The 26,120-nt window shown below is 41.9% G+C and carries 25 protein-coding genes; 11 read left to right on the forward strand and 14 right to left on the reverse strand.

The genetic code is table 11. The annotated features are described in order from the left end of the window. Nucleotides 1-193 precede the first annotated feature (193 nt). Nucleotides 194-1,261 (reverse strand): 3-deoxy-7-phosphoheptulonate synthase, encoded by a 1,068-nt coding sequence (locus ACMXYU_RS07430; protein WP_415900951.1) that lies wholly within the window; start codon nt 1,259-1,261, stop codon nt 194-196. Between the two features lie 303 nt (nt 1,262-1,564). On the opposite strand from ACMXYU_RS07430, the gene dsbD reads away from it, so the two are divergent. Then, nucleotides 1,565-3,382 carry a protein-disulfide reductase DsbD gene (dsbD, locus tag ACMXYU_RS07435; protein WP_415900952.1) on the forward strand — a complete coding sequence of 606 codons (1,818 nt, stop codon included), beginning with the start codon at nt 1,565-1,567 and terminating at the stop codon, nt 3,380-3,382. A gap of 96 nt (nt 3,383-3,478) precedes the next feature. On the opposite strand, the gene ACMXYU_RS07440 is transcribed toward dsbD, so the two are convergent. The 4 genes from ACMXYU_RS07440 to ACMXYU_RS07455 all read right to left on the reverse strand — a co-directional run bounded on the left by ACMXYU_RS07440 (nt 3,479) and on the right by ACMXYU_RS07455 (nt 6,155). Next, a complete protein-coding gene (locus tag ACMXYU_RS07440) occupies nt 3,479-3,886 on the reverse strand; it encodes a lysozyme inhibitor LprI family protein (RefSeq protein WP_415900953.1) in 408 nt (135 codons plus the stop codon). Between the two features lie 104 nt (nt 3,887-3,990). Next, on the reverse strand, nt 3,991-4,527 hold the full coding sequence (locus tag ACMXYU_RS07445; RefSeq protein ID WP_415900954.1) for a hypothetical protein: 537 nt from the start codon (nt 4,525-4,527) through the stop codon (nt 3,991-3,993). 289 nt (nt 4,528-4,816) lie between these two features. Continuing rightward, complete coding sequence (locus tag ACMXYU_RS07450) at nt 4,817-5,098, reverse strand: DUF3081 family protein (RefSeq protein WP_415900955.1); 282 nt, start codon at nt 5,096-5,098, stop codon at nt 4,817-4,819. A gap of 667 nt (nt 5,099-5,765) precedes the next feature. After that, nucleotides 5,766-6,155, reverse strand: coding sequence for a substrate-binding periplasmic protein (locus ACMXYU_RS07455; protein WP_415900956.1), 390 nt, complete (start codon nt 6,153-6,155; stop codon nt 5,766-5,768). A 342-nt stretch (nt 6,156-6,497) separates the two neighbouring features. Between ACMXYU_RS07455 and ACMXYU_RS07460 the strand changes: the two genes are divergently transcribed. The 7 genes from ACMXYU_RS07460 to ACMXYU_RS07490 all read left to right on the forward strand — a co-directional run bounded on the left by ACMXYU_RS07460 (nt 6,498) and on the right by ACMXYU_RS07490 (nt 11,970). Next, nucleotides 6,498-7,109 (forward strand): fasciclin domain-containing protein, encoded by a 612-nt coding sequence (locus ACMXYU_RS07460; RefSeq protein ID WP_415900957.1) that lies wholly within the window; start codon nt 6,498-6,500, stop codon nt 7,107-7,109. Between the two features lie 109 nt (nt 7,110-7,218). Continuing rightward, on the forward strand, nt 7,219-7,581 hold the full coding sequence (locus tag ACMXYU_RS07465; protein ID WP_415900958.1) for a hypothetical protein: 363 nt from the start codon (nt 7,219-7,221) through the stop codon (nt 7,579-7,581). A 258-nt stretch (nt 7,582-7,839) separates the two neighbouring features. Then, complete coding sequence (locus tag ACMXYU_RS07470; protein WP_415900959.1) at nt 7,840-8,169, forward strand: hypothetical protein; 330 nt, start codon at nt 7,840-7,842, stop codon at nt 8,167-8,169. Between the two features lie 515 nt (nt 8,170-8,684). Further along, nucleotides 8,685-9,800: a hypothetical protein gene (locus ACMXYU_RS07475; protein WP_415900960.1), complete on the forward strand. Its 1,116-nt coding sequence runs from the start codon at nt 8,685-8,687 to the stop codon at nt 9,798-9,800. Nucleotides 9,801-9,970: 170 nt separating this feature from the next. Next, nucleotides 9,971-10,459, forward strand: coding sequence for a paraquat-inducible protein A (locus ACMXYU_RS07480; protein ID WP_415900961.1), 489 nt, complete (start codon nt 9,971-9,973; stop codon nt 10,457-10,459). Continuing rightward, nucleotides 10,452-11,072 (forward strand): uracil-DNA glycosylase, encoded by a 621-nt coding sequence (locus tag ACMXYU_RS07485; protein WP_415900962.1) that lies wholly within the window; start codon nt 10,452-10,454, stop codon nt 11,070-11,072. The genes ACMXYU_RS07480 and ACMXYU_RS07485 overlap by 8 nt, the downstream gene beginning before the upstream one ends. Nucleotides 11,073-11,211: 139 nt before the next feature. Beyond that, nucleotides 11,212-11,970, forward strand: coding sequence for an endonuclease (locus tag ACMXYU_RS07490; RefSeq protein ID WP_415900963.1), 759 nt, complete (start codon nt 11,212-11,214; stop codon nt 11,968-11,970). A gap of 40 nt (nt 11,971-12,010) precedes the next feature. On the opposite strand, the gene ACMXYU_RS07495 is transcribed toward ACMXYU_RS07490, so the two are convergent. The 3 genes from ACMXYU_RS07495 to ACMXYU_RS07505 all read right to left on the reverse strand — a co-directional run bounded on the left by ACMXYU_RS07495 (nt 12,011) and on the right by ACMXYU_RS07505 (nt 17,701). Further along, on the reverse strand, nt 12,011-15,643 hold the full coding sequence (locus tag ACMXYU_RS07495; RefSeq protein ID WP_415900964.1) for a response regulator: 3,633 nt from the start codon (nt 15,641-15,643) through the stop codon (nt 12,011-12,013). Between the two features lie 24 nt (nt 15,644-15,667). Next, on the reverse strand, nt 15,668-16,894 hold the full coding sequence (locus tag ACMXYU_RS07500) for an ABC transporter substrate-binding protein (RefSeq protein ID WP_415900965.1): 1,227 nt from the start codon (nt 16,892-16,894) through the stop codon (nt 15,668-15,670). Between the two features lie 165 nt (nt 16,895-17,059). Continuing rightward, entirely contained in the window at nt 17,060-17,701 is a 642-nt protein-coding gene (locus ACMXYU_RS07505) for a pseudouridine synthase (protein ID WP_415900966.1), read from the reverse strand. A gap of 128 nt (nt 17,702-17,829) precedes the next feature. Between ACMXYU_RS07505 and icd the strand changes: the two genes are divergently transcribed. Beyond that, nucleotides 17,830-19,083: an NADP-dependent isocitrate dehydrogenase gene (gene icd / locus ACMXYU_RS07510; RefSeq protein WP_415900967.1), complete on the forward strand. Its 1,254-nt coding sequence runs from the start codon at nt 17,830-17,832 to the stop codon at nt 19,081-19,083. A 76-nt stretch (nt 19,084-19,159) separates the two neighbouring features. Here the strand turns inward: icd and cspD are convergent, their stop codons facing one another. Beyond that, on the reverse strand, nt 19,160-19,372 hold the full coding sequence (gene cspD / locus ACMXYU_RS07515) for a cold shock domain-containing protein CspD (protein ID WP_415884879.1): 213 nt from the start codon (nt 19,370-19,372) through the stop codon (nt 19,160-19,162). A 220-nt stretch (nt 19,373-19,592) separates the two neighbouring features. Here cspD and clpS point away from each other — a divergent pair, with 220 nt between their 5' ends. Both clpS and clpA read left to right on the forward strand, forming a co-directional pair. After that, on the forward strand, nt 19,593-19,955 hold the full coding sequence (gene clpS / locus ACMXYU_RS07520; protein WP_415900968.1) for an ATP-dependent Clp protease adapter ClpS: 363 nt from the start codon (nt 19,593-19,595) through the stop codon (nt 19,953-19,955). A gap of 12 nt (nt 19,956-19,967) precedes the next feature. After that, nucleotides 19,968-22,226, forward strand: a complete 2,259-nt coding sequence (clpA, locus tag ACMXYU_RS07525; RefSeq protein ID WP_415900969.1) for an ATP-dependent Clp protease ATP-binding subunit ClpA — start codon at nt 19,968-19,970, stop codon at nt 22,224-22,226. An 82-nt stretch (nt 22,227-22,308) separates the two neighbouring features. Here clpA and infA read toward each other — a convergent pair whose 3' ends face one another. From infA to ACMXYU_RS07550, 5 genes are all read right to left on the reverse strand, one after another. Next, the gene (gene infA, locus ACMXYU_RS07530; RefSeq protein WP_027853708.1) at nt 22,309-22,527 is read right to left on the reverse strand and encodes a translation initiation factor IF-1; all 219 of its coding nucleotides are present in this window, start codon (nt 22,525-22,527) and stop codon (nt 22,309-22,311) included. Between the two features lie 128 nt (nt 22,528-22,655). Further along, nucleotides 22,656-23,372 carry an arginyltransferase gene (locus tag ACMXYU_RS07535; protein ID WP_415900970.1) on the reverse strand — a complete coding sequence of 239 codons (717 nt, stop codon included), beginning with the start codon at nt 23,370-23,372 and terminating at the stop codon, nt 22,656-22,658. A gap of 12 nt (nt 23,373-23,384) precedes the next feature. Beyond that, nucleotides 23,385-24,098: a leucyl/phenylalanyl-tRNA--protein transferase gene (gene aat, locus ACMXYU_RS07540; protein WP_415900971.1), complete on the reverse strand. Its 714-nt coding sequence runs from the start codon at nt 24,096-24,098 to the stop codon at nt 23,385-23,387. Between the two features lie 20 nt (nt 24,099-24,118). After that, entirely contained in the window at nt 24,119-25,075 is a 957-nt protein-coding gene (gene trxB / locus ACMXYU_RS07545; protein ID WP_415891580.1) for a thioredoxin-disulfide reductase, read from the reverse strand. Nucleotides 25,076-25,135: 60 nt separating this feature from the next. After that, on the reverse strand, nt 25,136-25,966 hold the full coding sequence (locus tag ACMXYU_RS07550; protein WP_415900972.1) for a CZB domain-containing protein: 831 nt from the start codon (nt 25,964-25,966) through the stop codon (nt 25,136-25,138). Between the last annotated feature and the right edge of the window lie 154 nt (nt 25,967-26,120).

Consider the following 26,120-nt stretch of genomic DNA (forward strand, 5'->3'; position numbering starts at 1 on the left):
GGTATATGGGTAAGTCGGTATAGGGAATTCAAGTGAGATTAGGCAAACTGTATTTGGTTTTAATCTGACTTGGAGGGCAAATGCCGCAAGAGCAATTAGAGTTTGACGGTGATGGAGAGGTATATATTCTCTCCGAAAACTAAAAAAGCGCATGGGTTACCCTATGCGCTTTTTTTGTAGAATTCAGAGTCTATTAGCGATTAGCTAGTGCAGGCTTCAGCTTCTCGTTCATCTCAACTAGGCACTTCTCAGTTGTTTCCCAGTCGATACAAGCATCTGTTACAGATACGCCGTATTTAAGCTCGCTTAGATCTGAAGGAATAGACTGGTTGCCCCAAGCAAGGTTACTTTCAATCATCAGGCCAACAATAGATTTGTTGCCATCAATGATTTGGTTGGTCGCATTTTCAGCAACAAGCGGCTGAAGAGCTGGGTCTTTGCTTGAGTTTGCGTGGCTGCAATCAATCATAATGTTGTTTGCTAGGCCTGCTTTATCTAGTGCTTGTTCACAAAGCGCTACGTTTACAGAATCGTAGTTTGGCTTACCGCCACCACCACGAAGTACAACGTGACCATACTGGTTTCCTTTAGTGTGTACGATAGAAACCTGACCACTCTCATTAATACCTAGGAAGCGATGTGGTGCGCTAACAGATTTAAGTGCGTTTGTAGCAACCTCAAGGCCGCCATCAGTACCGTTTTTGAAACCTACAGCGCAAGATAGACCAGAAGACATCTCACGGTGAGTCTGAGACTCAGTAGTACGTGCGCCGATTGCTGACCAAGAGATCAAATCTTGCATGTACTGTGGAGAAATTGGGTCTAGTGCTTCAGTTGCTAGTGGCAAACCCATTTCAGATAGATCTAAAAGAAGTTTACGTGCAGTGTGCAGGCCTTTTTCGATCTCGAAAGAGTCGTTTAGGTCTGGGTCGTTAATAAGACCTTTCCAGCCTACTGTCGTACGTGGTTTTTCAAAATACACGCGCATAACCAGATATAAGGAATCTTTAACTTTTTCCTGAAGCTCAACCAGCTTTTTACCATACTCAATTGCTGCTTCTGTATCGTGAATAGAGCAAGGGCCCACAACAACGAATAAACGAGGGTCCTTACGGTCAAGAATATCGCGAACAACAGAGCGGCCTTGCATTACTGCTTGAGCTGCTTTCTCAGAAATTGGCATTTCAGCCTTAAGCGCATCTGGGGAAATCAGAACGCTATTTGATTCGATATTTAAATCTTCAACACGTGTATCGGTCATTAGTTCTTATCCTACAATAGAGAGCTATTTAACGTTATTGAGCGCTTTTAGCGCTGGGGCTCTCTAGACTCTTTGTCAATGTGTCGCTTGTTTTACCATAAACCTATGAAGGTTATAAGTATGCAGATGGTCTATTCTGCGCCAAATCAAAACAATGGCAGTTGTTTCTACTAATTAAAGTGCTTTTACGAGTGCTGTTCGATAAAAAAGGCGTGGTAAACTATGTAAATCCGATTGATAGCGAACTGTTAGGCATAAAAGTTGTCAATCAAGCGTCTGCGAGATTAATCCATAGGAAACGCTGTGTTGTATCTATTTAAACGAGTTTTTTGGTTACAGTTTTTACTTATCTTATCTGTAGCTTCCCCGAGTGTGACGGCGGGACTATTTGATCAAAACCCTTTTGGTGAAAAAGGCCCCGTTCAGGTAGAAAAAGCGTTTGTTTTTGGTCATGTGCAAGAGGGTGATACCTTAAAACTTATCTGGGATATGCCGGATGAGTATTACCTCTATAGAGACAGAATAGAGCTTAAAGATGGCGAAACAACCCAGATTATCTCACGCAAGAATGCACCGGCTGAATTAAAAGATGACCCGTTGTTTGGTCAGGTCTGGGTTTATTACGACCGCGCTGAGATTGATCTCTCACTGCTAAGCAAAGTCGATCCAGCAAAAGACGACAAGCTAACCATCACTTATCAAGGTTGTTGGGACGGTGGCGTTTGCTATCCGCCAGTCACTAAAGAGATCTCAATAGCAGCATTTACCCCTTCTAAATCAGCTGCTGATGTGAGTGCGGCTCCGGCAACCATGCAAACCATTAATGCCCCTGCAGTGACAGAGCAGGATCGTTTTGCGCAGATGCTTTCTCAGGGCAGCTTAATCGTTACCCTAGGCGCGTTTTTCGTAGCGGGTTTAGCTCTATCCTTAACGCCTTGTGTCTTTCCGATGATTCCAATCCTATCCAGTATCATTGCTGGGCAGGGTAAACATGTATCGACGGCTAAAGGTTTTGGCCTGTCTTTTGTGTATGTGTTGGCTGTATCCATTACTTACACCATTGCAGGTGTACTCGCTGGTTTGTTTGGCGAAAATGTTCAGGCGCTTTTCCAAAATGCTTGGATTATCGGCAGCTTCAGTTTGATCTTCGTTTTGCTCTCTTTATCGATGTTTGGTTTTTACGAACTGCAACTGCCAAACAGTATTCAGACCCGTTTAAGTCAGGCGAGCAACAGCCAGAAGGGCGGCACGGTCGCTGGTGTGGCGATTATGGGCTTCCTATCTGCACTTATTGTAGGCCCTTGTATGGCGGCTCCTTTAGCAGGCGCATTAATCTATATCGGTCAAACAGGTGATCCATTCTTAGGTGGTAGTGCGTTATTCGCGATGAGCTTAGGCATGGGCGTACCACTTCTATTGGTTGGTGCTTCTGCAGGAAAGCTACTTCCACATGCTGGCCTATGGATGAACAAGGTCAAAGCAGTATTTGGCGTGCTACTGTTGTTGATGGCCGTTTGGATGCTTGATCGCATTGTACCTACCGTCGTTTCTATGTGGTTAACAGCGATCATCCTAGTTGTATCTGCTGTTTATATGGGCGTGCTGTCTAAAGCGAAAACTGCTAAAGAGAACCTTGCGAAAGGTTTAGGTTTAATTATTCTGCTTTACGGCTTGTCGCTAATGATCGGTGCGTTGGCAGGTGGTAATAGCTTTAGATACCCATTAAAAGCATTTGCAGGTGATCAGTCTGCACAAGCTGAGGTTCTACCTTTTATAAAAGTGACAACGCCAGAAGCACTTAATAGTGAGTTAGAGATCGCCAAAGCGAATGGACAGCCAGTAATGCTAGATTTCTACGCTGATTGGTGTGTGGCTTGTATAGAGCTAGAAGTGGTTACCTTTGCTGACTCGCGTGTGCAAAATGCTTTAGCGCCATATCGGGTGATTAAGGTAGATGTGACGGCCAATGATGAACCGGCTAAAAAACTTAATAAAGATTACGCACTGATCGGCCCGCCGGCACTTATCTTCTATGATCGCGAAGGTGCAAAGCTCGATCATAAAACGCTTATTGGCGTTGTGCAGCCAAATGATTTTCTAAATCATATTCGCGATATCTAAAGGATTTAACCGAATAGTGATAAATCTTGTTCTGATAAATAAAAAGCCTCGCTAAGTTGCGAGGCTTTTTATTTAGGTTCTCATGCTTAAAACTTGTTACTTTTGAGGCTTAGGTAATACGGGTTTAGCACTGTTAGATAAGTACGTCGTCCATATCTCTGCTGTTCTTTCGTCGGTTTTATCTATCATGCAAAAAATAGATACGAATGCTTTCTTCCGGCCTTCCTCCCAGATCGCATAGATAGAATCACAGTGTGAGGCTATGTGTGTTTCCCAGTCTTTTTGGGCAACTTTGATGCTCTCGAGTGCTGTTGGGTTTTTGGCATAAAGCTCGTAAGTTGCGTCTAAATACTTTGTCATTTGGTGGTGTGCTACTTCGAGTTTAATAGCCGCGCATCGATTCATCTGGATACTGGATTTAGCATCTTCACAATTTTTAGCAGCAGCGTGAGCTGATAGCAGGAATGTTAGGCTCAATAAGGTGGAAATAATGAGTTTATACATGTGTAAGCCTTAACAGCTCTATTGAATTAAATAATTAGAGGATTGGATTGAGAGGCTTAAATTACAAAGGGGATTGCTATTCCCCTTTGCTTATTCATTTAACGTTACTTGAACTCTTTCGCTGCCGGGAACTGTTTGAAAGACATTAGAGTGGATTCCATTTTATGACCATTAGCATTAAACCAATCCATGACCGCTTTGCTTTGATCTTTCCCATAAATGCGGTGGGAGTAGTTCATTACAACGCCAGTTTGGTTCTCTACGCTGATTAGGAACATATTTGCGTCTGAGCTTTTATCACTGGTTGTCATTGTGGCTAGAAGGAACAGGCTAGGGTCACGTGGGTCTGGGCCGGCGATCGCTTTAATAATCTTTCCTTTACCGTTGTACGTGGCTAAAAACTTTTCTGCGAAAGGCTTTAAATCAGACTTTGTTTTCACTTCTTCTGCGAAGGTGAATGAAATCATATCTTTGTGTGAAGAAAGATCAGCTTGGTCAGCAGGTGTATATTGGTGTGCAGAGCTTTCGGTCGCTCTGTATGTATATTCGTCACCGTTAAAGCTGATTGTTGATGGCTTGCCAGCATAAGCGATAGAGATGCTAACTAACACAAGTGCGATTGAAGTGAGTAGCTGTTTCAAAAATCCTGTCCTTTTTATAGTTATGATTTAAGGGTTGCTACTTGATTTGGCCTCTACTAGATCAGGAGACTATTCAAATCCTAATCTCAACATTGTTTACCGCATTATCTTATCAGTGTTACTGGCTTTCCCAGTCGATGTGGCATGCTAAAGTAAGCTCGATACTTACTAAAGTATTGGTTCAGGAATGCTTGAAGTGAGAGTGGCTAGCTGTGTTAACAAACCAAGCCATTTCCAATTTGACGTGATGATGAAGGGAAAGGGAGTAATAATTTTAGTTAAAACTTAGTTAGTTAAGCTGATGCTTAAAATATATGCGGTCGATTTTGTGTAGGAAGGCATCAAACTGAGATCTTCGATCAAAATTTGCTTGATATTTATTATGGAAAAATAAGTTAAGCTCTACATCCGAATCGAATAAGGTCAATGTATATCCATCATGATCATGTCGTGCCTGTAAGCCGGAATATACATAATGCCCGGCCGACATTTTCTCACCTTTATCGAGTATATAATTAAAGACACTGAGTGTTTTAACCATATCTAATTTTAAGTCATCTTCAGTCTTCATAATGCTACCCATTAAAAAAACGAGCCTGGCAAATTGCCAGACTCTAACCGGGGTCTCTCGTGAGGTAAGTCCAAGGCACTAGGTACCCAATGCTCGCTATGAAAGGTTATAGCTAATGATCATCGCTATGCTTTCATACTGATTAGAACTTCTAAAAAAACCAATGGCAGATTGAAGGTTTTCAAATAGTTCCATTCAGTAGAGCATTTCTATCATCCAAAGTGTTTACGGTTAGTTTTTTAATATGGATCATTTTGATCTTTTGTTTGTTACTCGGATCAAAACGTTAAATAAAGTCATCTCTTAAAATGTCAGATCACTGACAGTGTCGCGTTTCGTTGATAAATTTTTCATATAACGGACTCGCTTTAAGTTTGTCTAGACTATTTTGCCAGCGCAGAACTTCCGAGGTTGGAGTGTTTTTCGACATGGCTATATACAGTTTGGTTGAGTGGATCGATATACCTGTTGACTCGACCATATCACTCTTTATTTTGTCTTTGGCGAGCAAGCAAGGTAAGGCCGCTTTGCCGAGTGCTAAATAATTTGCTCGATTACCTAAAAGCATTCTTAAGCTAATGCTTGGATTCGTTGTATAGGCGAGATTTTTATAGCCTTGTTGGGTTAGGATTTTTTCTTCTGGATAGTCCCTAGTGACTAAGACCAGTCAAGATTGCTTAATAGTTGTTGCTGAAGGGGATGGTTTGCCTATTGCTTTTTTTCTAAAGAGCAAAATTTCATCAGAATAAAATGGTCCTACCCATTGAAACCAATTTTCTCGCTCTGGTGTGCGTGCAACAGAGAAAAGTACATTCCAATTTTTGGTTCTTGTGTTGTGAACAGCTCTGGCCCAGGGAAGCATCATTATCTCGGAATCTATACCGAGATCATCCAGCATCCAATGGACTATATCTAAGGCCATGCCATCTATCTCTCCGTTGGGGAGTTCATAGGCATAGGGGGCAAAGTCTTCGGTTTGAATCTGATAGATCGGAGATGAATGAACCGAAAAACTAAATAAGAAGATGTGAAAATACAAGAGTGATCGATACAGCATTATTAAACCTTATTGGCTAAGAACGGTGAGCTGCATCCTGCAAAGTCGTATTACTGGCTGAATTAATCTAACTTGTTTATTTAGTGAATATATACCCTAGCTTTATTTTTCATACTAGAGATAACACAGTTACTTTGCCAGTGAATGATGCTCATTGGCGTTATAGAAATACTAAAAGAATTCAAACTCTTTCTATCCAGTTTTGCAGAGAACTTGAAATGAAATCCTCTAAATTAGATTTAGATGAATTTATTTTTGTGCGTTTTTTGATCTATTTCTTTGGTGTGTCGTATCCAGCTTTGATGTTTGATTAACCCACTTAAGCTCTGAAGGTATAGAACAATGAAAAAAACAATAAAAAAAACAATAACTGCAATGATGTGCGCGGCTGGCTTAACTTTTGGTTCAGTGGCTCAAGCTGAAGAGTGCACCGACGAACTGGGTACGATTGTCACAGAATTGGTTGAGTTGAATGAAAGCGGTGTAACTGCAGGCGAATTCGATTTTCTTATTGGTGCTGTGACAGCAACCATTGGTAGCTCTAATCTCTTTGATGTCCTTACCAATGAGGATAGAACTGTGACGCTATTTGCTCCAAATGATCAAGCATTCTTGAATACTGCTGTTGCACTGCAAGAAGCGGGTATTTTGGATCTAACTGGTGTGGATACCTCTAACACTATGGAAGTTGTTAATGCTTTAGCAGGCGCCTTGACGCTGAATGGAGTTATTGAAGTATTGGCGTACCATGTTTCCTATGGCGAAAGAACTTCTAAATACGTTGTAAAACGTGACGGTAAAACAATCAGAATGGCGAATAAAGAGTTTGTGAATGTAAATGGACTTAGCATTAATGATTCACCACTGGATCTAGGTTATATCGACATTCCTGCCTGTAATGGTGTGATTCATGTGATCACCGAGGGCGTGCTTATTCCAGATTTAAGCAATTAACAATGATAAAAAAGCCTACTTGATTGATCCTGCGGTGTGTTAATAACTCCATCTTATCTCCAGTAGGCTTGATAACGAGATTCAATGTAAATCATGTTCGGGTGATCCTATGAAACTCCAGCTAATAAAGGATTTAAAAGATTATCGAGCAGTGTTTTATTGGTGTAATTCAAAAGGAAAAAGGCACAGCCCTATGATGCCAACGTTGGTTCATGCTTATGAGTGGCATCTACAATTCCAAAGAGGTATCTATAAAGGTAAAGAGAGAAGGAAGAACAGAGTAGATAGAAGGTTAGGCTATCTTCTTGAAAACAAAAATCGGAAGAATGATCGCCGTTACAAGCAAAAAGGCAGGCGCTTTATCGATACGGCGTTGTACGTCAGCAAGGACATTTATTCTGAAAAGATAGCAGCACTTAAAAAACTCGCATTTGAAAGCAATAATTATTACTACGAGCGTAGATCCGCTTAAAATGTACTCTGCATATAAAATGGGCCAATTAAATTTCGATGCTCATTTTATACGCGGGATACAATTTCATTTTTTAACATCTCAATATATTTAGTCTCGGATACGCCAGATGCAGTATTTTTGTTTTGTTGATGATGTTTGCCTATTCAACATCTGCTCGGCTATTCTGTGCCCTATCAATGTTTAACCATAAAACGACGATTCCATTTGCTGATATGTCGTTGTTAATTCACCTGACTTGAGGCCAATATCTCGATCATGAACTCATTACTTAAACTTATTGTTTTACCGACGCTATTGATACTTTCATCCGCAATGAGCTCAGCTTCAGATACTGAAGAGGGTAAAGATTTATATGAGTCTGTTGCCTTGGAACGAACGATTCGAGGTGAAGTTTACACTGACGCTAACTGTGAAACCTGTCATAGTTCAGATATTTACACTCGTTCTAATCGCCGAGTACATACCTATCCTCGATTAGAAGCTCAGGTAGAGATGTGTAACACCATGTTGGATGTAGGTTGGTTCCCTGATGAGGTATCGGCTGTTGCAGCTTATCTCAATCAAATACATTACAAATTTGATTAGATCATTTTTCTTCTTTTCTAAAGCCGCATACAGCGGCTTTTTTAATCCCTTTTAATTTCCTTTGATATTCAATGCGATAGCGGCCCGCTTTTTGCTGAACCTTAGATTACTCAAACGTAATTAGTCGATGCGAACCGCGTAATGTTGGATTAGAAAATGAACATGAAACAGCCCGATTTTGTGGTGGTTATTATGGGCTATTCTCATCCAGCCTATGTATTCCGTGGCTTTCAGCAAGGGAGGTAGTGGTCATCAGGAAATCTCTTTTAATTTTATAACCTAATACAAGCATTCTTATCGGAAAAACTGTCTTGGCGTTTTGCTCGGGTAGCAGTCGAGTATTGCCTAACGATATATGGATTTAGGCAAAAATTTTCCGCTGAGTATTAACAACCGATTTTTTGTTTTTGTTATTCACAAAAACTGGTTTTTTGCGCCCTGAAGAAATGATTCACGCTTTATTTTCATAGAACGGCGGGGGTTTATTGACGCAAAAAATCAGCAAGGAGAGAACAATGATTATTCAGACAAGTAATGTACATATGAGTGCTGAGCATCAGAAAACGGAATATAGCTCTCAAACCAAAATGATCGATTGGGGGAGTGAGAGCAATGGATTTCTTGCGCAGTTAAGCGAAGCAAAATCGTTTCTTCGCCAAGAGCAAAGTAGCTTATTTAGTACTCTTGCTGTTGGCCAACAGCCATCAACAGAAGGGGATGATCGGTTTCAGGGTAATTCAGTTCTGGTCTTAACTGATCAAGGTTTGCAGTTTAGAACTGCAGACAACGAGCCAAATATCGCTGAGCAACGAGAGATTACGAAAGCGAGGCTTTGGCAAAGTCTGTTAAATGCTATTAACCCAAAACACATACAAACTGACATTCCCGATGATGTAGAGATCCCAGATGCTGATTCTATTCCGAGTGAAGATGGAATAGGCGGTGTGCCCATGCAACTACAACCTATAAAGATGGAGATGTCGTTTAAGGTGACCGAAACCATTGAGGAGTATGAATGTTCCAGTTTTCATAGCTGTGGCATGGTGACTACGGCTGATGGTAAGCAGATAGAATTTGATCTGAACCTAGAAATGGAGCGGAGTTACTCAGCTACACGCGAGTTTGAAATGACCAGTGTAGTGGAGTTTACAGATCCATTGATCCTTAACTTTGAAGGCAATCACGCAGATCTTTCTGATGAGAAGTTTGAATTTGATCTTGATGCTGATGGTGATAAAGAACTCATTAGTTATCTTACCGGTGAAAGCGGCATGCTAGCTCTAGATAAGAATGAAGACGGCATAATCAATGACGGTACAGAGCTATTTGGTGCTTTAACGGGTAATGGCTTTGCCGATCTTGCCCAATATGACGAGGACGGTAACAACTATATCGATGAGGGTGATTCTATATTCGACGATCTTCTTGTATGGCATAAAACTGAAGATAGCGATTACCTAGAATCATTGGCTGATAGTGGTGTAGGGGCGATCTATTTAGGCTCAACCGAAACGCCTTTCGATATAAAAGGTGAAAATAATCAAGAGAATGGCCGAGTCCGCTCCAGTGGTTTCTACTTAACTGAAGCTGGTGATGTCGGAACGGTACAGCAGATTGATATGGCGGTTTAGCGTCAGCTCAGTTGCAGGCTAAATACAAACTTTATTTAGCCTGCATCTTTCACTAAACCTTGGGAGTACACGGTTAACGAACGCATTCAAGCAACACTCAGAAATGTTTCGTTTGCACTATGACAGCTATGGATTGGTATACTTGCGTCACTTTGTTTTGAGGCCCTTTCATGGATAGATTCACCCCTTTATCTTCATCTCAGTCTTTATGGCTCAGAATAGCTGTGATCTTAACGACGATCTGTCTGGCTGTTGGGCTGTTTAGTCCGATGATGACGATGAGCAAGTTCTACTTCTTCGAGAGTTCTTTTTCTGTCATTGGCGGTGTACATAGCCTTTTAACTGAAGGGCATCTGATCCTAGCGGTTCTGGTCTTCCTCTTTAGTGTAGTTCTACCCTTGGTTAAGTTATTTTTGTTATTTAGATTAACAACACCAAGCGATGAAATATCCGCCAAACAACGTAAATTGCTTGGCTTGATGCATGATTACGGTCGTTGGGCGATGCTTGATGTGATGGTGGTTGCGGTATTGTTGGTGACTGTAAAACTTGGTGCTGTCGCGTCAATTCAGATTCATTGGGGGCTTTACGTATTTGGTCTAGCCGTTGTGTCGATCATGTTTTTAACGCATAAACTTGTGACTTTGTTAAATGCCTAATCTAGAAAGTTTTTACACAAAACTTAGCAAACGTAAAAACACTCTAACTGTATTTAATCCATATAGGGATGAAACCAAATTAGAGAACCTAAAGCGATACATTGAACTGGCTTTTGAGCAATCCGGACCAAGGATCCTTTTAGTGGGTGAGGCCTATGGTTTTAAAGGTGGTCGTTTAACTGGGATTCCGTTTTCCAGTGGCAAGTTGTTTGATGAGGTTGATCATCCTTTTTTGCAGCAGTTAAAGCCAAAAATTGAGCTTAACCCTGATACGCTTACTGCTGAGAATACTGCCTCTATTGTCTGGCGCTATTTGTGTTCACAAAACACAGTACCGCTTTTTTGGAATTCATTTCCTTATCATCCGCACCCTTCGCGTATTCAAAAAAAGAATAGGGCACCATTAAAAACTGAAATAGAAGAAGGTTTAGAGCTGTTACAAATGCTCATGGATGTTTACCATCCAGATCGAATTGCAGGGTTAGGTCGTAAAGGAACGGACTGTTTACAAAAAGCGTTTCCTGATCAAGATATCCGCTATATCCGTCATCCCTCTTATGGTGGTAAATCTGATTTTGTTGATGGTATGAACCAGCTCTTTTCACAAGGTTAAGCTTAAATTTATCTTTCAGCCGTATGATGGTCGAGGCTTTTGAGTAGCTACTTAACCGCTCATATTGGCCTCAAACTCTAGTAACTAATTTAAAGCAGGAAGCATCGATTGGCATTGGACGCCTTTAAAAGGAATTCCAATGTACAAGTACTTTTCTGTGGCTCTTCTAATGATCCCAGGCTTGGCTTTAGCTGAGCATCCTAAGTCTTTCGGTAGTGCTAAAAAGATTCTTAAAGAGATCTACGCAGATAACCAGCAGAGCTTTTATTGTGGTTGTGACTATAAAGCTCAAGGTAAAAAGTTAGTGCCAGATTTAAAATCCTGTGGCTACTCACCACGTAAAAACGCGAATAGAGCAAAGCGTATTGAGTGGGAGCACGTAATGCCGGCTTGGGCTTTTGGTCATCAATTGCAATGTTGGCAAGATGGTGGCCGTAAAGCTTGTAAGAAGAGCCCTAATTTCAAGAAGATGGAATCTGACCTTCACAACCTTGTACCTGCAATCGGCGAGGTTAATGGTGATCGATCTAATTTTAGCTTCACACAATTAGCAGGTGAACCGCGTGTTTATGGGCAATGTGATATGGAAGTCGATTTTAAGCAGCGTAAGGCCGAGCCAGCTGAACATCGCCGTGGCGACATTGCTCGTACGTACTTTTATATGCGCGATCAGTATGGCGTTCGTATCAGTAATAAGCAGGAAAAGCTGTTTAATGCTTGGGCAAAGCTAGATCCCGTTGATCAATGGGAGTTAGAGCGCAATCGAATGATTACTCAAATCCAAGGTAATACTAACCCTTATGTTGTTGCACCAACTGGCTCAGCAAAATTGGCGGAATCGACAGAAAATAAGCATGGTTTATTATCTCGCCTTAAAACTGCATTGAGTATGGATTAGGCGCTTTAAAAACGGTCTAAATGTTAGAAAGTTAGTTTTCCTAACTGACAATAGGCTCATTCTTTGAAAGGTATTTATTAAATTCATCCGATAGAGCGTTAGCTTTGGTTACGAACTCAGGGAGTAGTTTTTCAAGTGCTTCCTGATTTTGATTTGAGGCTTCTATTTCAAGCATCTTACAAATTTCATTTAGTTGTGGGGCAGACAAGTTTAAGGCCATTCCTTTCATATTATGAGCTTGCTGCCTTAGCTCTTCCCATTGCTGATTTCTAAACGCTTGTTGTGTGTTTTCAATCAGTTCAGCTGAGTTCTGAAGATAGGCCTTAAGCACCTTAGCGAGCAGCTTGTCGTTCATCATTAAGCGTTTTAGTGCGCTTGCGCGGTCCCATACTAGCGGTTTGTCTTCGGTGGTATAAGCACCTTGCTCTTTGTTGGGCGTTAATTTCGGATCGTCTGGTAGCCAATGATTAAGTGCTTGGATTAAGCGCTCGGCATTGATTGGTTTTGAGATGTAATCACTCATACCAGCTTGAAGGCACTTTTCTCTATCGCCTGCCATGGCATTTGCGGTCATGGCAATGATCGGCAAGTCCTTAAATTTGCTTGCTTCCCTAATAGCTCTGGTAGCTTCGTAGCCATCCATTACCGGCATTTGGCAATCCATAAAGACAAGATCGTATTTGATCATTTCAAGAGCAGATAGCGCTTCTACACCATTAGCTGCGACATCAATTTTTAGCCCGAGCTGTTCCAATAAAGCGCGTGCTACGGCCTGATTGGTAATATTGTCTTCTACGAGTAAAACTTTGCCATTAAAGGAGTGCGCTGCTTTTTTTTGGGTAGTAGGTTTTGTAGAGGTATTTTGTTGCTTAACTTGGGCAAGGCCTAATAGTTTATTAAAAAGCTGACTTTGAATGATAGGTTTAGCAATTAGATGGTGTAAACCGCTTTCATCGAATTTTGATTTATCAAAGTTTTGATTGCTGACAGTTTGAACAAGCAGCTGGGAGGGTGCTACTAGAGATTCGTGTTTGCAGCGAGTGACAAACTCGATAGCATCCATATCGGACAGCTCTTGATTGATGATGGTTATATCAAAAGGCGTTTTGTTCGATGCCGCTGCTTTTAACTTTTCAAAACCGGTTTCGGCTTTCGAAGTAAGCTCATGTTTTATCTCCCAGCTCGTTAATATATCTCCGAGTAGATTTAGATTGGTTTCATTAGGATCAATCACCAAGATCTTTTTGTTATGTAAAGCTTCGATTGGTTGAGTAATTGGCTCTGGAATAGCATGGGGTAGCGTCAAGCTTATCCAGAATGTCGAGCCTTTACCGAGTTGACTGTCCACACCAATTTCACCACCCATTAACTCTACTAACTGTCGACTGATTGAGAGCCCAAGACCGGTACCTCCATATTTCCGGGTGGTAGAACCATCCGCCTGACTAAAGCGTTCGAATAATCGAGTCTGTTGCTCTGCGTCTAATCCAATGCCGGTATCAACCACCTTGATCACTATATTACTTTGCTTAGGTGTGATTTGCTTAGATTCATAGAAAACGGCTACTTGGCCTGATTCGGTAAACTTACATGCGTTACCGATAAGGTTAACTAAGATCTGGCGTATACGGCTTGGATCGGCATTGAACCATTCATTAGTAATCGAGGTGGCGGGGCATATAAGTTCTAGATCCTTCTCATGAGCGCGAGTGGCTAAGGCTGTTCCAACCTCGTCTAGCAACTGACCCATATTAAAATCTACCGATTCTAACTCTAATTTGCCTGACTCTACTTTGGAGAAGTCTAGGATATCGTTGATAATGGTTAGCAGGGAATCGGCGCTGTTTTTTACGGTATTGGCATAGTCGAGTTGTTGTTGGTTTAAGCCGCTATCGAGCAATATATTCGTCATTCCGATAACACCATTCATTGGTGTTCTTATTTCGTGACTCATATTGGCGAGGAATTCACTCTTAGCAATGCTTGCTTGTTCAGCTTCATTTTTTGCTTTTAGGAGTGACTCTTCAGAGAGCTTCTGGTCAGTAATATCAAGGTGAGTGCCAATGATTCGGCTAGGGTTGTCGTTCTCATCCCACTCAACGACTTTGCAGGCGTCTAAGACCCAGATCCAGTGGCCTGCTTTATGTCTCATTCTTATTTCACAACTGTAGCGATCACTGGTACTGCGGTCATACTTTTTAAGTAAATGACTCGATAAGTTCAAATCGTCAGGGTGGGTGAAATTATGAAGAATATCGATATTTATAGGCGCTAATTCGTCGAGTTTATAGCCTATAATTTCAGCCCAACGTTCGTTTAGGCTTAATTGCCCTGATTGGACGTCCCAGTCCCAGATACCAACATTTGTGGAATCTACAACTAACTCAAGCTGTCTTGCTGTTTCAGATAGTTCTTCTTCACGCTTAATTTTGTCGGTTATGTCATTTTCTACACCGACGAAAGCGGTTAGACGATTTTGTTCGTCGAATACAGGTGAGATTGATACATCGTTCCAAAAAGGGGTTTTGTTTTTTGTGTAATTAATGACTTCAACATGGACGCTTTGATGAGCTTTAAGCGCTTTTGAAATCTGAGCTAGGGTTTTTAAGTCCGTTTTTTCACCCGAAAGGAAGCGGTGGTTCTTACCCATTACTTCGCTTTCTTCATATCCAGTGATATTCAAAAATGTATTATTGGTATAGATAAGAGGGAGGTCTTGTTGAGTGGCATCAGCAACGGTCACGCCGACGGGACTTACTTCTAGAGCCTTTAACAAAACCCTGTTTCTATTTTGTTCATCACGCAGCTCTTTTTCGGATTGCTTTAGAGCTTTAAGTGGATTGATAAAGAACTTTTTACCGAGCCAAAATAGAAGGATAAAAACGACAAGAAAAGATATTAAAAGGCCAATAAAAATACTTGTGATAACGTTGTTTACTTCCGATGTTAGCCCTTGTTGGTCGATGTAATATTCAACCGTGAGCTGTGTTTTTCCTGCTATTTGAGTACCGACTTTTTGGTATTCAATAGTGTCTGTTAACGAAGAGTAATCCAGATAATCCCCTCTGATCTTTATTCCTGAGCCCAGCTCTTGTGTTGCGAATAATGTACTAATATCTTTAGCAAAATGAACAAGGAGTACGCCTTCGCTTGCACCGTTGTAATTGACCGAAACTGCGATAGAAAATTGCCATTGATCATTCTTACGGTGTTTTAATATCGCCCATGGTTTGTTGCCATTAAGAATATCTTCAAACCAGATCTCATTTTCTAAGTCTAAATTCAGCGGCTGACTTTTAGGACCATATATTGGTTCACCTACAATATTCAGCAAGTAAATAGCCTCGTTTTGTCCCAGAATTAGCAGAGAGTCTAAGAAATCTACTAAGTTCTCTTTGGAGTCTAGTGTTGCCATAACGGCACTTGTAAGTAGAGGGTGCTTGGCTAAATCTTGTAAGAAGAGAATTCGGTCATCAACATAACTACCAATCGATAAGGCTGCATTTGCGGCTTGTGCGCTGGTGGTTTGTTTTTGAAAATTTACAGTTGTATTTCGAACTCGTTCTCCGATCGCTAAATAACTGGAAACTAAAGCTATCGCGAAAAACGAAACGATAAACAGATAGAATAGTGTATCTGTTGAAAGCTTAAAGCGATTTGCTTGTGGCTGCATCCTGAAACTCAACTATCAAAGGCGTTAACGACTAGTGTTCTGCATGACTTCAATAACGCCACCGGGTGTAAATTTGGCCATGCATAGATCAGATAGCCCTAGTGCTTCATGGGCATCTAAGTTGGACTGTGTAAATGTCGAGTAAGGCTTGTGATAAGTTTTTATGAGGCCCTTTACGGGAGTGTTTAACGCTTCCAATTTCTCTTTAAGTAACTGCCTGTTCTTTACCATATCATCACTAAGAGGTATATCCTGCATAGATTGGATAGCGACCTTAGCTAAATCGTACGCATGAGTGAATCCCGTTGGCGATTTAAGGGATCGGTAATCGCTCATCGCATTAGGAAACAGTTTCTGACCTCGGGTAAAAACAGATTGGCTAAATGGCGTTTCTTCTGAGCTAACAAATGAAAAGCAGCTTTGAATAAAGCTTAAATCGAGTTTTGATAAAGTGCTTGAGCCTAATTTTTGTGGGAAGTTACCGCCGGTAATTCCCCAATGAGATAGGACAGGTAGATTGAATTGTTCAACCTCTGTCATGGCTGTCATAAAGGTAGCACCCTCTATGGCGTTACCAACAAATATCAAACAATCGCTATCGGACTTCGCAATGTCTCTTAAAATAGATTTAGCTGCATTTTCTTTAGTGTTCCAATTAAACCATGTGACTTCAGGTGTAATGGAAAGTTTAGTGTGAAAGTAGTTGGTTATTGTTTTGAAATTAGATTTACCCCAACCCGTATCTTCAAGTAGCAGATGGGGTGCATTACAGTTTTTTGAGTTAACTGCGTAATCGCTGATTCTTAAGCCTGCTTTTGTGTCGTCTACGGAAAGGCGGAAAACCCAATTATTACTATTAGGATGACGAGTAATGGGGCCGCCTGCTGCCCAAGGAACAAGAAGCAAAATGCCATTGTCATTAATATACTGGCGGTATTTGATATAAGGTGGGGAATGTAATCCGCCAAGAATGAATAGGGCTTTTGGATCATTGAGGTATTTTTTCATTGTACGATGGCTGCGTACTACATTACCCCGATGATCTTTTTTGATGAACTCAATTTTATAGTCACCAATTTTATAATCTATTTCGTCTAACGCGGTTAGAAAGCCCATTTTCATGGCATCTGCAGATGACGAATGAGAGGTGTAATCAGAGTCGTGATAGATGCGAATAACTTTGTCATTCGCTGAAACGGTGGATGCTAGGAGGCAAACCATTACACCAATGATAGATAAACAGTGTTTCATCCGCATTCTCCTTTCATCAACTAGCGATTCATTCTTAACATTGAGTGTGATAACTCGTTGTTCATCAAGTAACTAAGAATATTCTAGTAGTAAATCAAATACTTGTTCGTGAAATACCAAGAATATAGGCCTGTGAAAGGATATGAAAGCTAATTAATCTGTTAACTAGCTTCTTGTACGTTTATTTGCCTGTTTGAACGATCTTTGGATGCGGTTGCCATTCGTTCTTCGGCGGGTATTGTTGGTACTTTTTTGGGGCAGATTTAAAGTCACATCAATTAGAGTTGAGGCTCCAGGTTGCAATCCATCGAGTGTCCAATCACCAATTGCATAACGAATGAGTCGAAGAGTAGGGAAGCCAACAGCAGCAGTCATACGCCTTACTTGACGATTCTTACCTTCAGTGATTTTCAATTCTACCCAGCTTGTTGGCTGGTTTTTTCGCTCTCGAATCGGTGGGTTACGCGGCCAGATATTTGGCTCTTCGATAACTTTAGCTTTAGCAGGGCGAGTCATACCATCTTTAAGCTCAACGCCTTTACGCAACACATTAAGAGCAGAATCAGTCATTTCACCTTCTACCTGTGCCCAGTACGTTTTTTCCTGCTTAAACTTCGGGTTGGCTAAATAGTGTTGTACCGCACCTTCGTTGGTAAGGATCAGTAATCCTTCAGAATCGTAATCTAATCTTCCTGCAGCATAAAAGTCTGGCTGGTTAATGTAATCCGCCAAGGTGCTTTTATCGTCATTTGTGGTGAACTGAGTAAGGACTTGAAAAGGTTTATTAAAAAGTAATAGCTGGCTCATGGTTTTTCAGTTCGTTAAGGCGTGGTGTGATCAATCAAAGGATTACTGCTGATCTATACTGATCATGTAGTGCAATCATATCACTGATAAAGGCATCTGCGGTGGGAGTAAGCTAATTGGAGTAGATTATGGGTTATAAAAATATTTCCATACCTGTTGGCGACAAGATAACAGTTAACCAAGATCATTCATTGAATGTTCCTGATAATCCAATCATTCCCTATATTGAAGGAGATGGGATTGGGGTAGATGTCACTCCACCAATGATCAATGTTGTTGATGCGGCAGTGAATAAAGCTTACGGAGGCACTCGGTCTATTGCTTGGATGGAGGTTTATGCAGGAGAGAAGGCTACTTCAGTTTATGAGCAAGATATGTGGCTACCTGATGAAACTTTAGATGCTTTTAAAGAATTTGTAGTTGGAATTAAAGGTCCATTAACTACGCCTGTAGGTGGTGGTATTCGATCGCTTAATGTCGCTTTACGACAGGAACTTGATCTTTATGTCTGCCAAAGGCCGGTTCGTTGGTATAAAGGCGTACCGAGCCCAGTTATCAAGCCAGAAGATGTAGATATGGTGATCTACAGGGAAAATTCGGAAGATATCTACGCTGGAGTTGAATGGCAGGCTGGGTCTCCTGAAGCAGAGAAAGTGATTCGCTTTCTAAAAGAGGAGATGGGTGTTACCAAAATTCGCTTTGATCAAGAGTGTGGTATTGGTGTGAAGCCTGTTTCTGAGCAAGGTACAAAACGTCTAGTCAGAAAAGCGCTGCAGTATTGTGTTGATAACGATCGTGAGTCCCTAACGTTGGTACATAAAGGGAACATCATGAAATTTACAGAAGGTGCTTTTAAGGATTGGGGTTACGAGTTGGCGGAAGAAGAGTTTGGAGCAGAGCTCAAAGATGGTGGCCCTTGGATGAGCTTTAAAAATCCAAACACAGGCAAAGAGATCATAATTAAAGATGTGATTGCGGATGCGATGTTACAGCAGATTCTGCTGAGACCTGCTGAGTATGACGTAGTCGCAACGCTAAATCTAAATGGTGATTACCTTTCAGACGCCTTGGCTGCAGAGGTCGGCGGTATAGGGATCGCACCGGGAGCCAATATCTCAGATGAAGTGGCCATATTTGAAGCAACCCACGGGACGGCTCCTAAATATGCTGGCAAAGATATGGTGAACCCTGGATCGCTTATTCTATCCGCAGAGATGATGTTGAGGCATTTAGGTTGGTTAGAAGCTGCTGATCTGATTATCAAGGGTATGGATGGTGCAATTGCAGCTAAAACAGTGACCTATGATTTTGAGCGGCTTATGGATGGTGCAGAGCTATTATCAAGCTCCGAGTTTGGTGAAGCGATCATCAAAAATATGTAATGGTTTCTTTTAAACACATAAACACAAAAAAACCAGCTCCATGCTGGTTTTTTAGTCTATCGATTTAACCTTTTTATTACTGGGTTGCTAAAGGTTTGATTTGAACGGCGTGAGTACCTTTTGGACCCGGCTGGGTTTCAAACTCAACTTGTTGGCCCGCTTTGAGACTCTTATAGCCATCTACTTCTATCGCAGAATAATGAGCAAAGAGATCCTCTTCATGTTCATCTGACAGGATAAATCCATATCCTTTCGAATTGTTGAACCACTTTACTTTCCCTGTCTGCATAACTAACTCCCGTATCCAAAACTACAATTGGATTACTAACCTGAACGTACTTCCTTTAGCTGCTAGAATAGTGGCTAAAGGTTGTCCCCTAAAAGTTGCAGGTACTACTGGGGCCGTGCCTATCCTGCTATTCTGATTATAGCACCACACACAGAATATGTGACAAGTGTACAATCACTGTTCAGTAGTAAATATTAGCGTAAATTTAGAAGATTGTTAGATGTCTATTGATTTTGAACAAAAAGTAATTCGAATGTCTAATGAAGATGAACATGAAGATTTTGATCATGATCACGGATTAGCCACGGAAGAAGCAAAGCCGCAACTTAAGAAACCATCGATGTATCGTGTGGTTTTAATGAATGACGACTACACTCCAATGGATTTCGTCGTGGCTGTGCTCATGATGTTTTTTAATATGGACCAAGAAAAAGCTACACAAGTTATGTTATCGGTCCATACTCAAGGGAAAGGAGTATGTGGAATTTTTACCCGTGATGTAGCTGATACGAAAGCAGCTATAGTTAATCAATATGCGAGAGATAATAATCACCCACTGCTATGTGAAGTCGAGAAAGTCTGAAGAGGAACCGTTATGTTAAACCGAGAACTCGAAGACACGCTCAGTGCAGCTTTCCAGGCCGCAAAGGAAAAGCGACATGAATTTATAACTGTCGAACATTTGTTGCTGGCGTTGTTGGATAATTATGAGGCGCATGAAGTTCTTGCAGCCTGTGGTGCTAACTTTGAAGGTATAAGGCAGAACCTTTCTTCATTCATCGAAGAAACCACGCCTTTACTATCAGAAACATTACCTGATTTGGAAACGCAGCCTACACTCGGATTTCAGCGAGTACTTCAGCGTGCGGTGTTCCATGTTCAGTCATCTGGTAAGAATGAAGTTACCGGAGCCAACGTACTCGTAGCGATTTTCAGTGAGCAGGAGAGTCAGGCTGTTTATATTCTACAGCAGCATGGCATTGAGCGAATCGATACGGTCAATTACATCTCGCATGGCATTTCTAAAATGTCAGAGCACGACCACGAGCATTCTGATTCTTCGGTTGAAAGTGAAGCCGCTGGCGAAGAGAAGGATGATAGCCCGCTCGCTAAATATGCGATCAATCTAAATGCAGAAGCTGAAAGTGGCCGAATCGACCCACTTGTAGGGCGTGATTCCGAAGTCGAGCGTGTCGTTCAGATTCTATCTCGCCGTCGTAAGAACAATCCTCTACTTGTTGGTGAGGCGGGTGTAGGTAAAACAGCGATTGCCGAAGGTCTAGCGAAGCTGATCGTTGAAGATAAAGTACCTGAAATAATCAAAGAGTCGATCGTATATTCACTTGATCTGGGTGCTTTGCTTGCCGGTACTAAATACCGTGGTGATTTCGAGAAACGCCTGAAAGGTCTCTTAAACGAGATCAAAGGCAAAGATCACGCGATTCTATTTATTGATGAGATTCATACCATTATCGGTGCTGGTGCAGCGTCTGGTGGCTCGATGGATGCATCAAACCTACTTAAACCACTGCTAAGTTCAGGTCAGATCCGTTGTATCGGTTCTACTACTTTCCAAGAATTCCGCGGAATATTTGAGAAAGATCGTGCATTAGCGCGTCGTTTCCAGAAAGTGGATGTCCTTGAGCCAAGTATCGAAGATACTTATGCGATTCTTAAAGGGCTTAAAGGTCGCTTTGAGGAACACCATGATCTTGCATACAGCGATGAAGCACTTCGTGCAGCTGCGGAGTTAGCTGGTCGCTACATCAACGATAAGCACATGCCCGACAAAGCAATCGATGTGATTGATGAAGCCGGGGCTTATCAGCGTCTATTGCCAAAAGAACTGCGTAAAGCAGAGATCGGTACGGAAGATATTGAAGCGATTGTCGCTAAGATTGCCCGTATACCACCTAAAAGCGTTTCTGCCTCTGATAAGAATCAGTTGGCAAAGCTGGATAGCAATCTCAAGATGGTTGTTCTTGGGCAAGACGAAGCGATCGATACGCTATCTTCTGCGATCAAGCTTTCCCGAGCGGGTCTTAAAGAACCAGATAAGCCTGTAGGTTGCTTCTTGTTTGCTGGTCCAACCGGTGTGGGTAAAACAGAAGTGACTCAGCAGCTTGCACGTATCATGGGTATTGAGCTAGTTCGCTTTGATATGTCCGAGTACATGGAGCGTCATACAGTATCGCGTTTGATTGGTGCACCTCCGGGTTATGTTGGCTATGACCAAGGTGGCTTACTGACAGAGGCGATTACTAAGTCTCCGCATTGTGTTCTGTTACTTGATGAGATCGAGAAGGCGCATCCAGAAGTCTTTAATCTGTTACTTCAAGTGATGGATAGCGGTACTTTGACTGACAACAATGGTCGTAAAGCAGATTTCCGTAACGTGATCTTGGTGATGACTACCAATGCCGGTGCGGAAGATATGAGCCGAGCTTCGATTGGTTTTACTAAGCAAAACCATGCTTCTGACGGTATGGCTGCTATACGTAAGATGTTCACGCCGGAGTTCCGAAACCGTCTTGATGGCATTATTCAGTTCAAAGCGCTTACAACTGGCATTATTAAAGGTGTGGTTGATAAGTTCTTTGCTGAGCTTCAAGTTCAGTTGGAAGATAAGCGTGTAGTGCTGCATCTAGATGATGAGGCCCGTACTTGGTTTGCTGAGAAGGGCTACGACGAGCAGATGGGTGCGCGCCCAATGAAACGCTTGATTCAAGAGAAACTGAAGAAGCCGTTAGCTGAGATGATTCTATTTGGCGAACTATCCGAAGAGGGTGGTGAAGTTGCTATTAGTGTCGATGCTGATGGTGAGATAAGTGTAGAAGCGATGACCTGCGCATAAGCAGGTCTTTCGAGACACAAAAAAGGCAGCCATTAGGCTGCCTTTTTAAATTCTTTCCTGCGAAGCAGGGAGAAAGCAATGATTAACGCGCGCGATAAACGATACGGCCTTTGCTTAGGTCGTATGGAGTTAGTTCTACTTTAACTTTATCGCCAGTCAGGATACGGATGTAGTTTTTACGCATCTTACCTGAGATGTGTGCAGTAACAACGTGGCCGTTTTCCAGCTCAACACGGAACATAGTGTTCGGGAGCGTGTCAACCACGGTGCCTTCCATTTCAATGCTATCTTCTTTAGCCATTAATTCTCTACCTTGTTGAGGATCTCCAGAAACTCTGGACCGAATAATTGCGCGGTATTGTGCCTGAAAAAAAAGGCATTATCAAAGACAATTACGGCAACATACGGTTTTGTTTATATATATGCAGGTTATTCGGGTTTTACTAGCGTCCAGTAGCCATCAATGAGGAGCTCAAATGGTCGAAATGCGACTTTGTAGCTCATCTTACGACACTCTTTAACCCAATAGCCCAAATATAAATAATTTAAGCCATTATCTTGGCAATATTGAAGCTGCCATAAGATACAGTAAGTACCTAAGCTACGTTTAGGGAAAGATGGATCATAAAAAGTATAAATGGCAGATAAGCCTTTCTGGAGGCGATCAATTACGCTGACGGCGAGCAGATTAGAATCTTCGTCTCGGAATTCTAGAAATTGCGTATGTTCATCAGCTTCGACTAAGAATGAGTTAAATTGGTCGAGACTTGGTGGGTACATATCACCATCTTGGTGACGTTCATTGATGTAGCGTGAGTAGAGGGTGTAATACTCTTCAGTAAACTGTGCAGGTTTAGCAGTTACAGTTAAGTCTTTGTTTTTATTAATTATCCGTTTTTGGCTTTTCTTAAGCTGGAAAATTGCTAAAGGAATTCTAACGGAGATGCACGCATTGCAGTCTTCACAGTGAGGACGATAGATATGCTTACCACTACGACGGAAGCCCAAGTCGGAGAGCTGACCGTAGGTGTACTGGTCTATTTCAGCATGCGGGTCTACAAACAGAGTTTTAGCTGTTTTATTTTCTAAATAGCTGCAATCGTGTTCTGGTGTGGCATAAAAGTGCAAAGTCCTAAGGTTCGTCACACTTAACTCCAATTAATCGCCATGTGTTTCAAACTGCCAGCTATGGTCGAGCGGTTGATCAAGGTATTTATCCAAATAACTTTGAAATGACTCTCTCGGTATCTCATAAGCACCTAGAGAAAACAGGTGTTCATTGCTTACCTGGCAGTCAATTAAAGCATAGCCCCACTTTTCCAGCTGTTCGACCATTTTTATCAACGCGATTTTAGAGGCATCGCGTTTTCGGCTAAACATAGATTCGCCAAAGAATAGTTTTCCGATTGCTAAACCATACAGACCGCCGACCAGCTCTCCCTCCATGTACACCTCTACAGAGTGGGCAACGCCCAGTTTATGTAGGTGGTTATAGGCATTTTGTATATCACGGGTAATCCAAGTCCCATCTTCACCTTTGCGTGGTTCTGCGCAAGCCGCTATCACTGCAGCAAAGTTTTTATCAAACTCGACCCTGTAGTCATCTTTTTTGAGGCGTTTACGCATACTGCGCGAAACATGCAGTTCTTGTGGGGTAATGACACAGCGCGGACTCGGGCTCCACCATAGAATCGGCTCGCCAGGGCTATACCAAGGGAAAATGCCCATTCGATAAGCAGAAACTAAGCGTTCAGGCGTTAAATCACCACCTGCCGCTAATAATCCATTAGGATCTTCTAAAGCTTGATCGATCGGTGGAAATGGATCTGTTGAATCTTGTAACCAAGGAAGCATAAAAAAAGAAGCTGCCATGAAGGCAGCTTCGGTCTCACTTATTTTTCTAGATCGTCTAGGTAGCGCTCTGCATCAAGCGCAGCCATGCAGCCGAAACCAGCTGATGTGATAGCCTGACGGTAGATGTGGTCGCATACGTCACCTGCAGCATAAACACCTTCTACAGATGTTTGAGTTGCGTTACCTTCAAGGCCTGATTGAATCTTAAGGTAGCCATCTTTCATTTCTAGCTGGCCTTCGAAGATATCTGTGTTTGGCTTGTGACCAATTGCGATAAATACGCCAGCAACATCTAAGTTCTGCTCAGCGCCATCTGTTGTGCTCTTAAGGCGAAGGCCCGTAACACCAGAATCATCACCTACAACTTCTTCAAGTGTGTGGTTCCAGATGATGTTGATGTTGCCGTTTTCAGCACGATCAAGGATCTTGTCCTGTAGGATCTTTTCAGAACGCAAAGAATCACGACGGTGAATTAGCGTTACTTCTTCAGCGATGTTTGATAGGTAAAGTGCTTCTTCTACGGCTGTGTTACCACCACCGACAACAGCCACTTTCTGGCCACGGTAGAAGAAACCGTCACATGTAGCACATGCAGATACACCTTTACCTGCAAACGCTTCTTCAGAAGGTAGGCCTAGGTATTGAGCAGAAGCGCCTGTAGAGATGATCAGCGCATCACAGGTGTACTCACCCATGTCACCTTTTAGACGGAAAGGGCGGTTTTGAAGGTCAGTTTCGTTGATATGATCAAAGATTACTTGAGTATCGAAACGCTCAGCGTGCTGTTGCATACGCTGCATTAATTCAGGACCCTGAACACCATCAACGTCACCAGGCCAGTTGTCCACGTCGGTTGTAGTTGTTAGCTGGCCGCCAGCCTGCATACCGGTAATGACAACTGGGTTTAAGTTTGCACGTGCTGCGTAAACGGCTGCTGTGTAGCCCGCAGGGCCGCTTCCAAGAATAATTAACTGGTGATGTTGTACGTCGCTCATAGTAAAAAATGAATCCGTTAAAAAGTTATGAGTGTATAAATGGGGTGCACTGAGAAAATATCAACCCGCCATGCTAAGTTTTGCACTGGCGTGTTCATAGAATTGTTCTAATGACAGCATCATAAAGCTTTCACCAGAAGGGTCTCTTACATAACCTTCGATAGGTGTGCTTTGATCGATCTTTTTTAGATTGTCCATGGCTACCGGAGAGTAGTCGATAATATCACCGATATTATCCAATACCATTGAGAACCAAGGTGTTCGGCCATCTTTGGTGAGATGTAAAACGATAGGGTGGATGCTGTTTTTGAGGTAATCCTGAATATGTCCAAGGGTGCGTAGTAGTTTTTTTAGAGAGGTCTGGCGCTCAATACGAAGCATTTCAACCGCTTCATCTTGATTGCCAGCTGAAGTCATATCTAAAAGCTTATCACCCAAAGAGTGGATATCTTTATGGGGCTGTTCAATTTTATCGAGCAGCGCTCTTAAGCCGTCATCTTCTGTTTTATAACTGTAAAACCATTGGCCGAATGCGCATGCATGAGGATCTCTAGCTTTGTTGAAAGGTTCACCAGAACGAATCGAGTGCTCAAGTGCATCCATCCAGTCAATATGGGCTTGCTGATAAACTTTGATTTCAGCGATAAGCTCAAAAATCGTGTCTCTTTCTTTGTTGTGTGCAAGAGATGTAGCACATTCAAAGACTTGAACTAGTGTATTACGGAAATCTAAGTAGCCGATAAATCCGTCAACGTGCTCAGTGGCATACTTAATTTCACCGAAGCTATCTGAAAACGAAAGAATGTTGCTGACATCGATACCATACATACTAGAACCAATTGGGAAGGTTAAAGCACGGCGGTTATCTGTATGTAAATTGGTCAGAGACATAGGGCGCATCCATTGAAATAATTCAGATACAAAAGCTTAGTATAAATTCAGTGCAGATATATTACAGATAAGAGTAAAGAAAACCTGCATATAGTAACTATGAATTATAAACCAATGTGCTTCAACCGTTAGTCGCGGATTAAATTATGTTATT

It is taken from the genome of Neptuniibacter sp. QD48_11, from assembly GCF_047778095.1.
GTDB lineage: Bacteria > Pseudomonadota > Gammaproteobacteria > Pseudomonadales > Balneatricaceae > Neptuniibacter.

Coding starts and splice junctions, on each gene's coding strand:
- trxB (WP_415891580.1), bottom strand. CDS start 25,075: ATGAGCGACGTACAACATCACCAGTTAATTATTCTTGGAAGCGGCCCT.
- infA (WP_027853708.1), bottom strand. CDS start 22,527: ATGGCTAAAGAAGATAGCATTGAAATGGAAGGCACCGTGGTTGACACG.
- ACMXYU_RS07455 (WP_415900956.1), bottom strand. CDS start 6,155: ATGCTGTATCGATCACTCTTGTATTTTCACATCTTCTTATTTAGTTTT.
- ACMXYU_RS07470 (WP_415900959.1), top strand. CDS start 7,840: ATGAACTCATTACTTAAACTTATTGTTTTACCGACGCTATTGATACTT.
- ACMXYU_RS07475 (WP_415900960.1), top strand. CDS start 8,685: ATGATTATTCAGACAAGTAATGTACATATGAGTGCTGAGCATCAGAAA.
- clpA (WP_415900969.1), top strand. CDS start 19,968: ATGTTAAACCGAGAACTCGAAGACACGCTCAGTGCAGCTTTCCAGGCC.
- ACMXYU_RS07440 (WP_415900953.1), bottom strand. CDS start 3,886: ATGTATAAACTCATTATTTCCACCTTATTGAGCCTAACATTCCTGCTA.
- ACMXYU_RS07460 (WP_415900957.1), top strand. CDS start 6,498: ATGAAAAAAACAATAAAAAAAACAATAACTGCAATGATGTGCGCGGCT.
- ACMXYU_RS07465 (WP_415900958.1), top strand. CDS start 7,219: ATGAAACTCCAGCTAATAAAGGATTTAAAAGATTATCGAGCAGTGTTT.
- ACMXYU_RS07505 (WP_415900966.1), bottom strand. CDS start 17,701: ATGAGCCAGCTATTACTTTTTAATAAACCTTTTCAAGTCCTTACTCAG.
- ACMXYU_RS07430 (WP_415900951.1), bottom strand. CDS start 1,261: ATGACCGATACACGTGTTGAAGATTTAAATATCGAATCAAATAGCGTT.
- cspD (WP_415884879.1), bottom strand. CDS start 19,372: ATGCAGACAGGGAAAGTAAAGTGGTTCAACAATTCGAAAGGATATGGA.
- ACMXYU_RS07500 (WP_415900965.1), bottom strand. CDS start 16,894: ATGAAACACTGTTTATCTATCATTGGTGTAATGGTTTGCCTCCTAGCA.
- ACMXYU_RS07480 (WP_415900961.1), top strand. CDS start 9,971: ATGGATAGATTCACCCCTTTATCTTCATCTCAGTCTTTATGGCTCAGA.
- aat (WP_415900971.1), bottom strand. CDS start 24,098: ATGGCAGCTTCTTTTTTTATGCTTCCTTGGTTACAAGATTCAACAGAT.
- icd (WP_415900967.1), top strand. CDS start 17,830: ATGGGTTATAAAAATATTTCCATACCTGTTGGCGACAAGATAACAGTT.
- ACMXYU_RS07450 (WP_415900955.1), bottom strand. CDS start 5,098: ATGAAGACTGAAGATGACTTAAAATTAGATATGGTTAAAACACTCAGT.
- ACMXYU_RS07550 (WP_415900972.1), bottom strand. CDS start 25,966: ATGTCTCTGACCAATTTACATACAGATAACCGCCGTGCTTTAACCTTC.
- ACMXYU_RS07485 (WP_415900962.1), top strand. CDS start 10,452: ATGCCTAATCTAGAAAGTTTTTACACAAAACTTAGCAAACGTAAAAAC.
- ACMXYU_RS07490 (WP_415900963.1), top strand. CDS start 11,212: ATGTACAAGTACTTTTCTGTGGCTCTTCTAATGATCCCAGGCTTGGCT.
- ACMXYU_RS07495 (WP_415900964.1), bottom strand. CDS start 15,643: ATGCAGCCACAAGCAAATCGCTTTAAGCTTTCAACAGATACACTATTC.
- clpS (WP_415900968.1), top strand. CDS start 19,593: ATGTCTATTGATTTTGAACAAAAAGTAATTCGAATGTCTAATGAAGAT.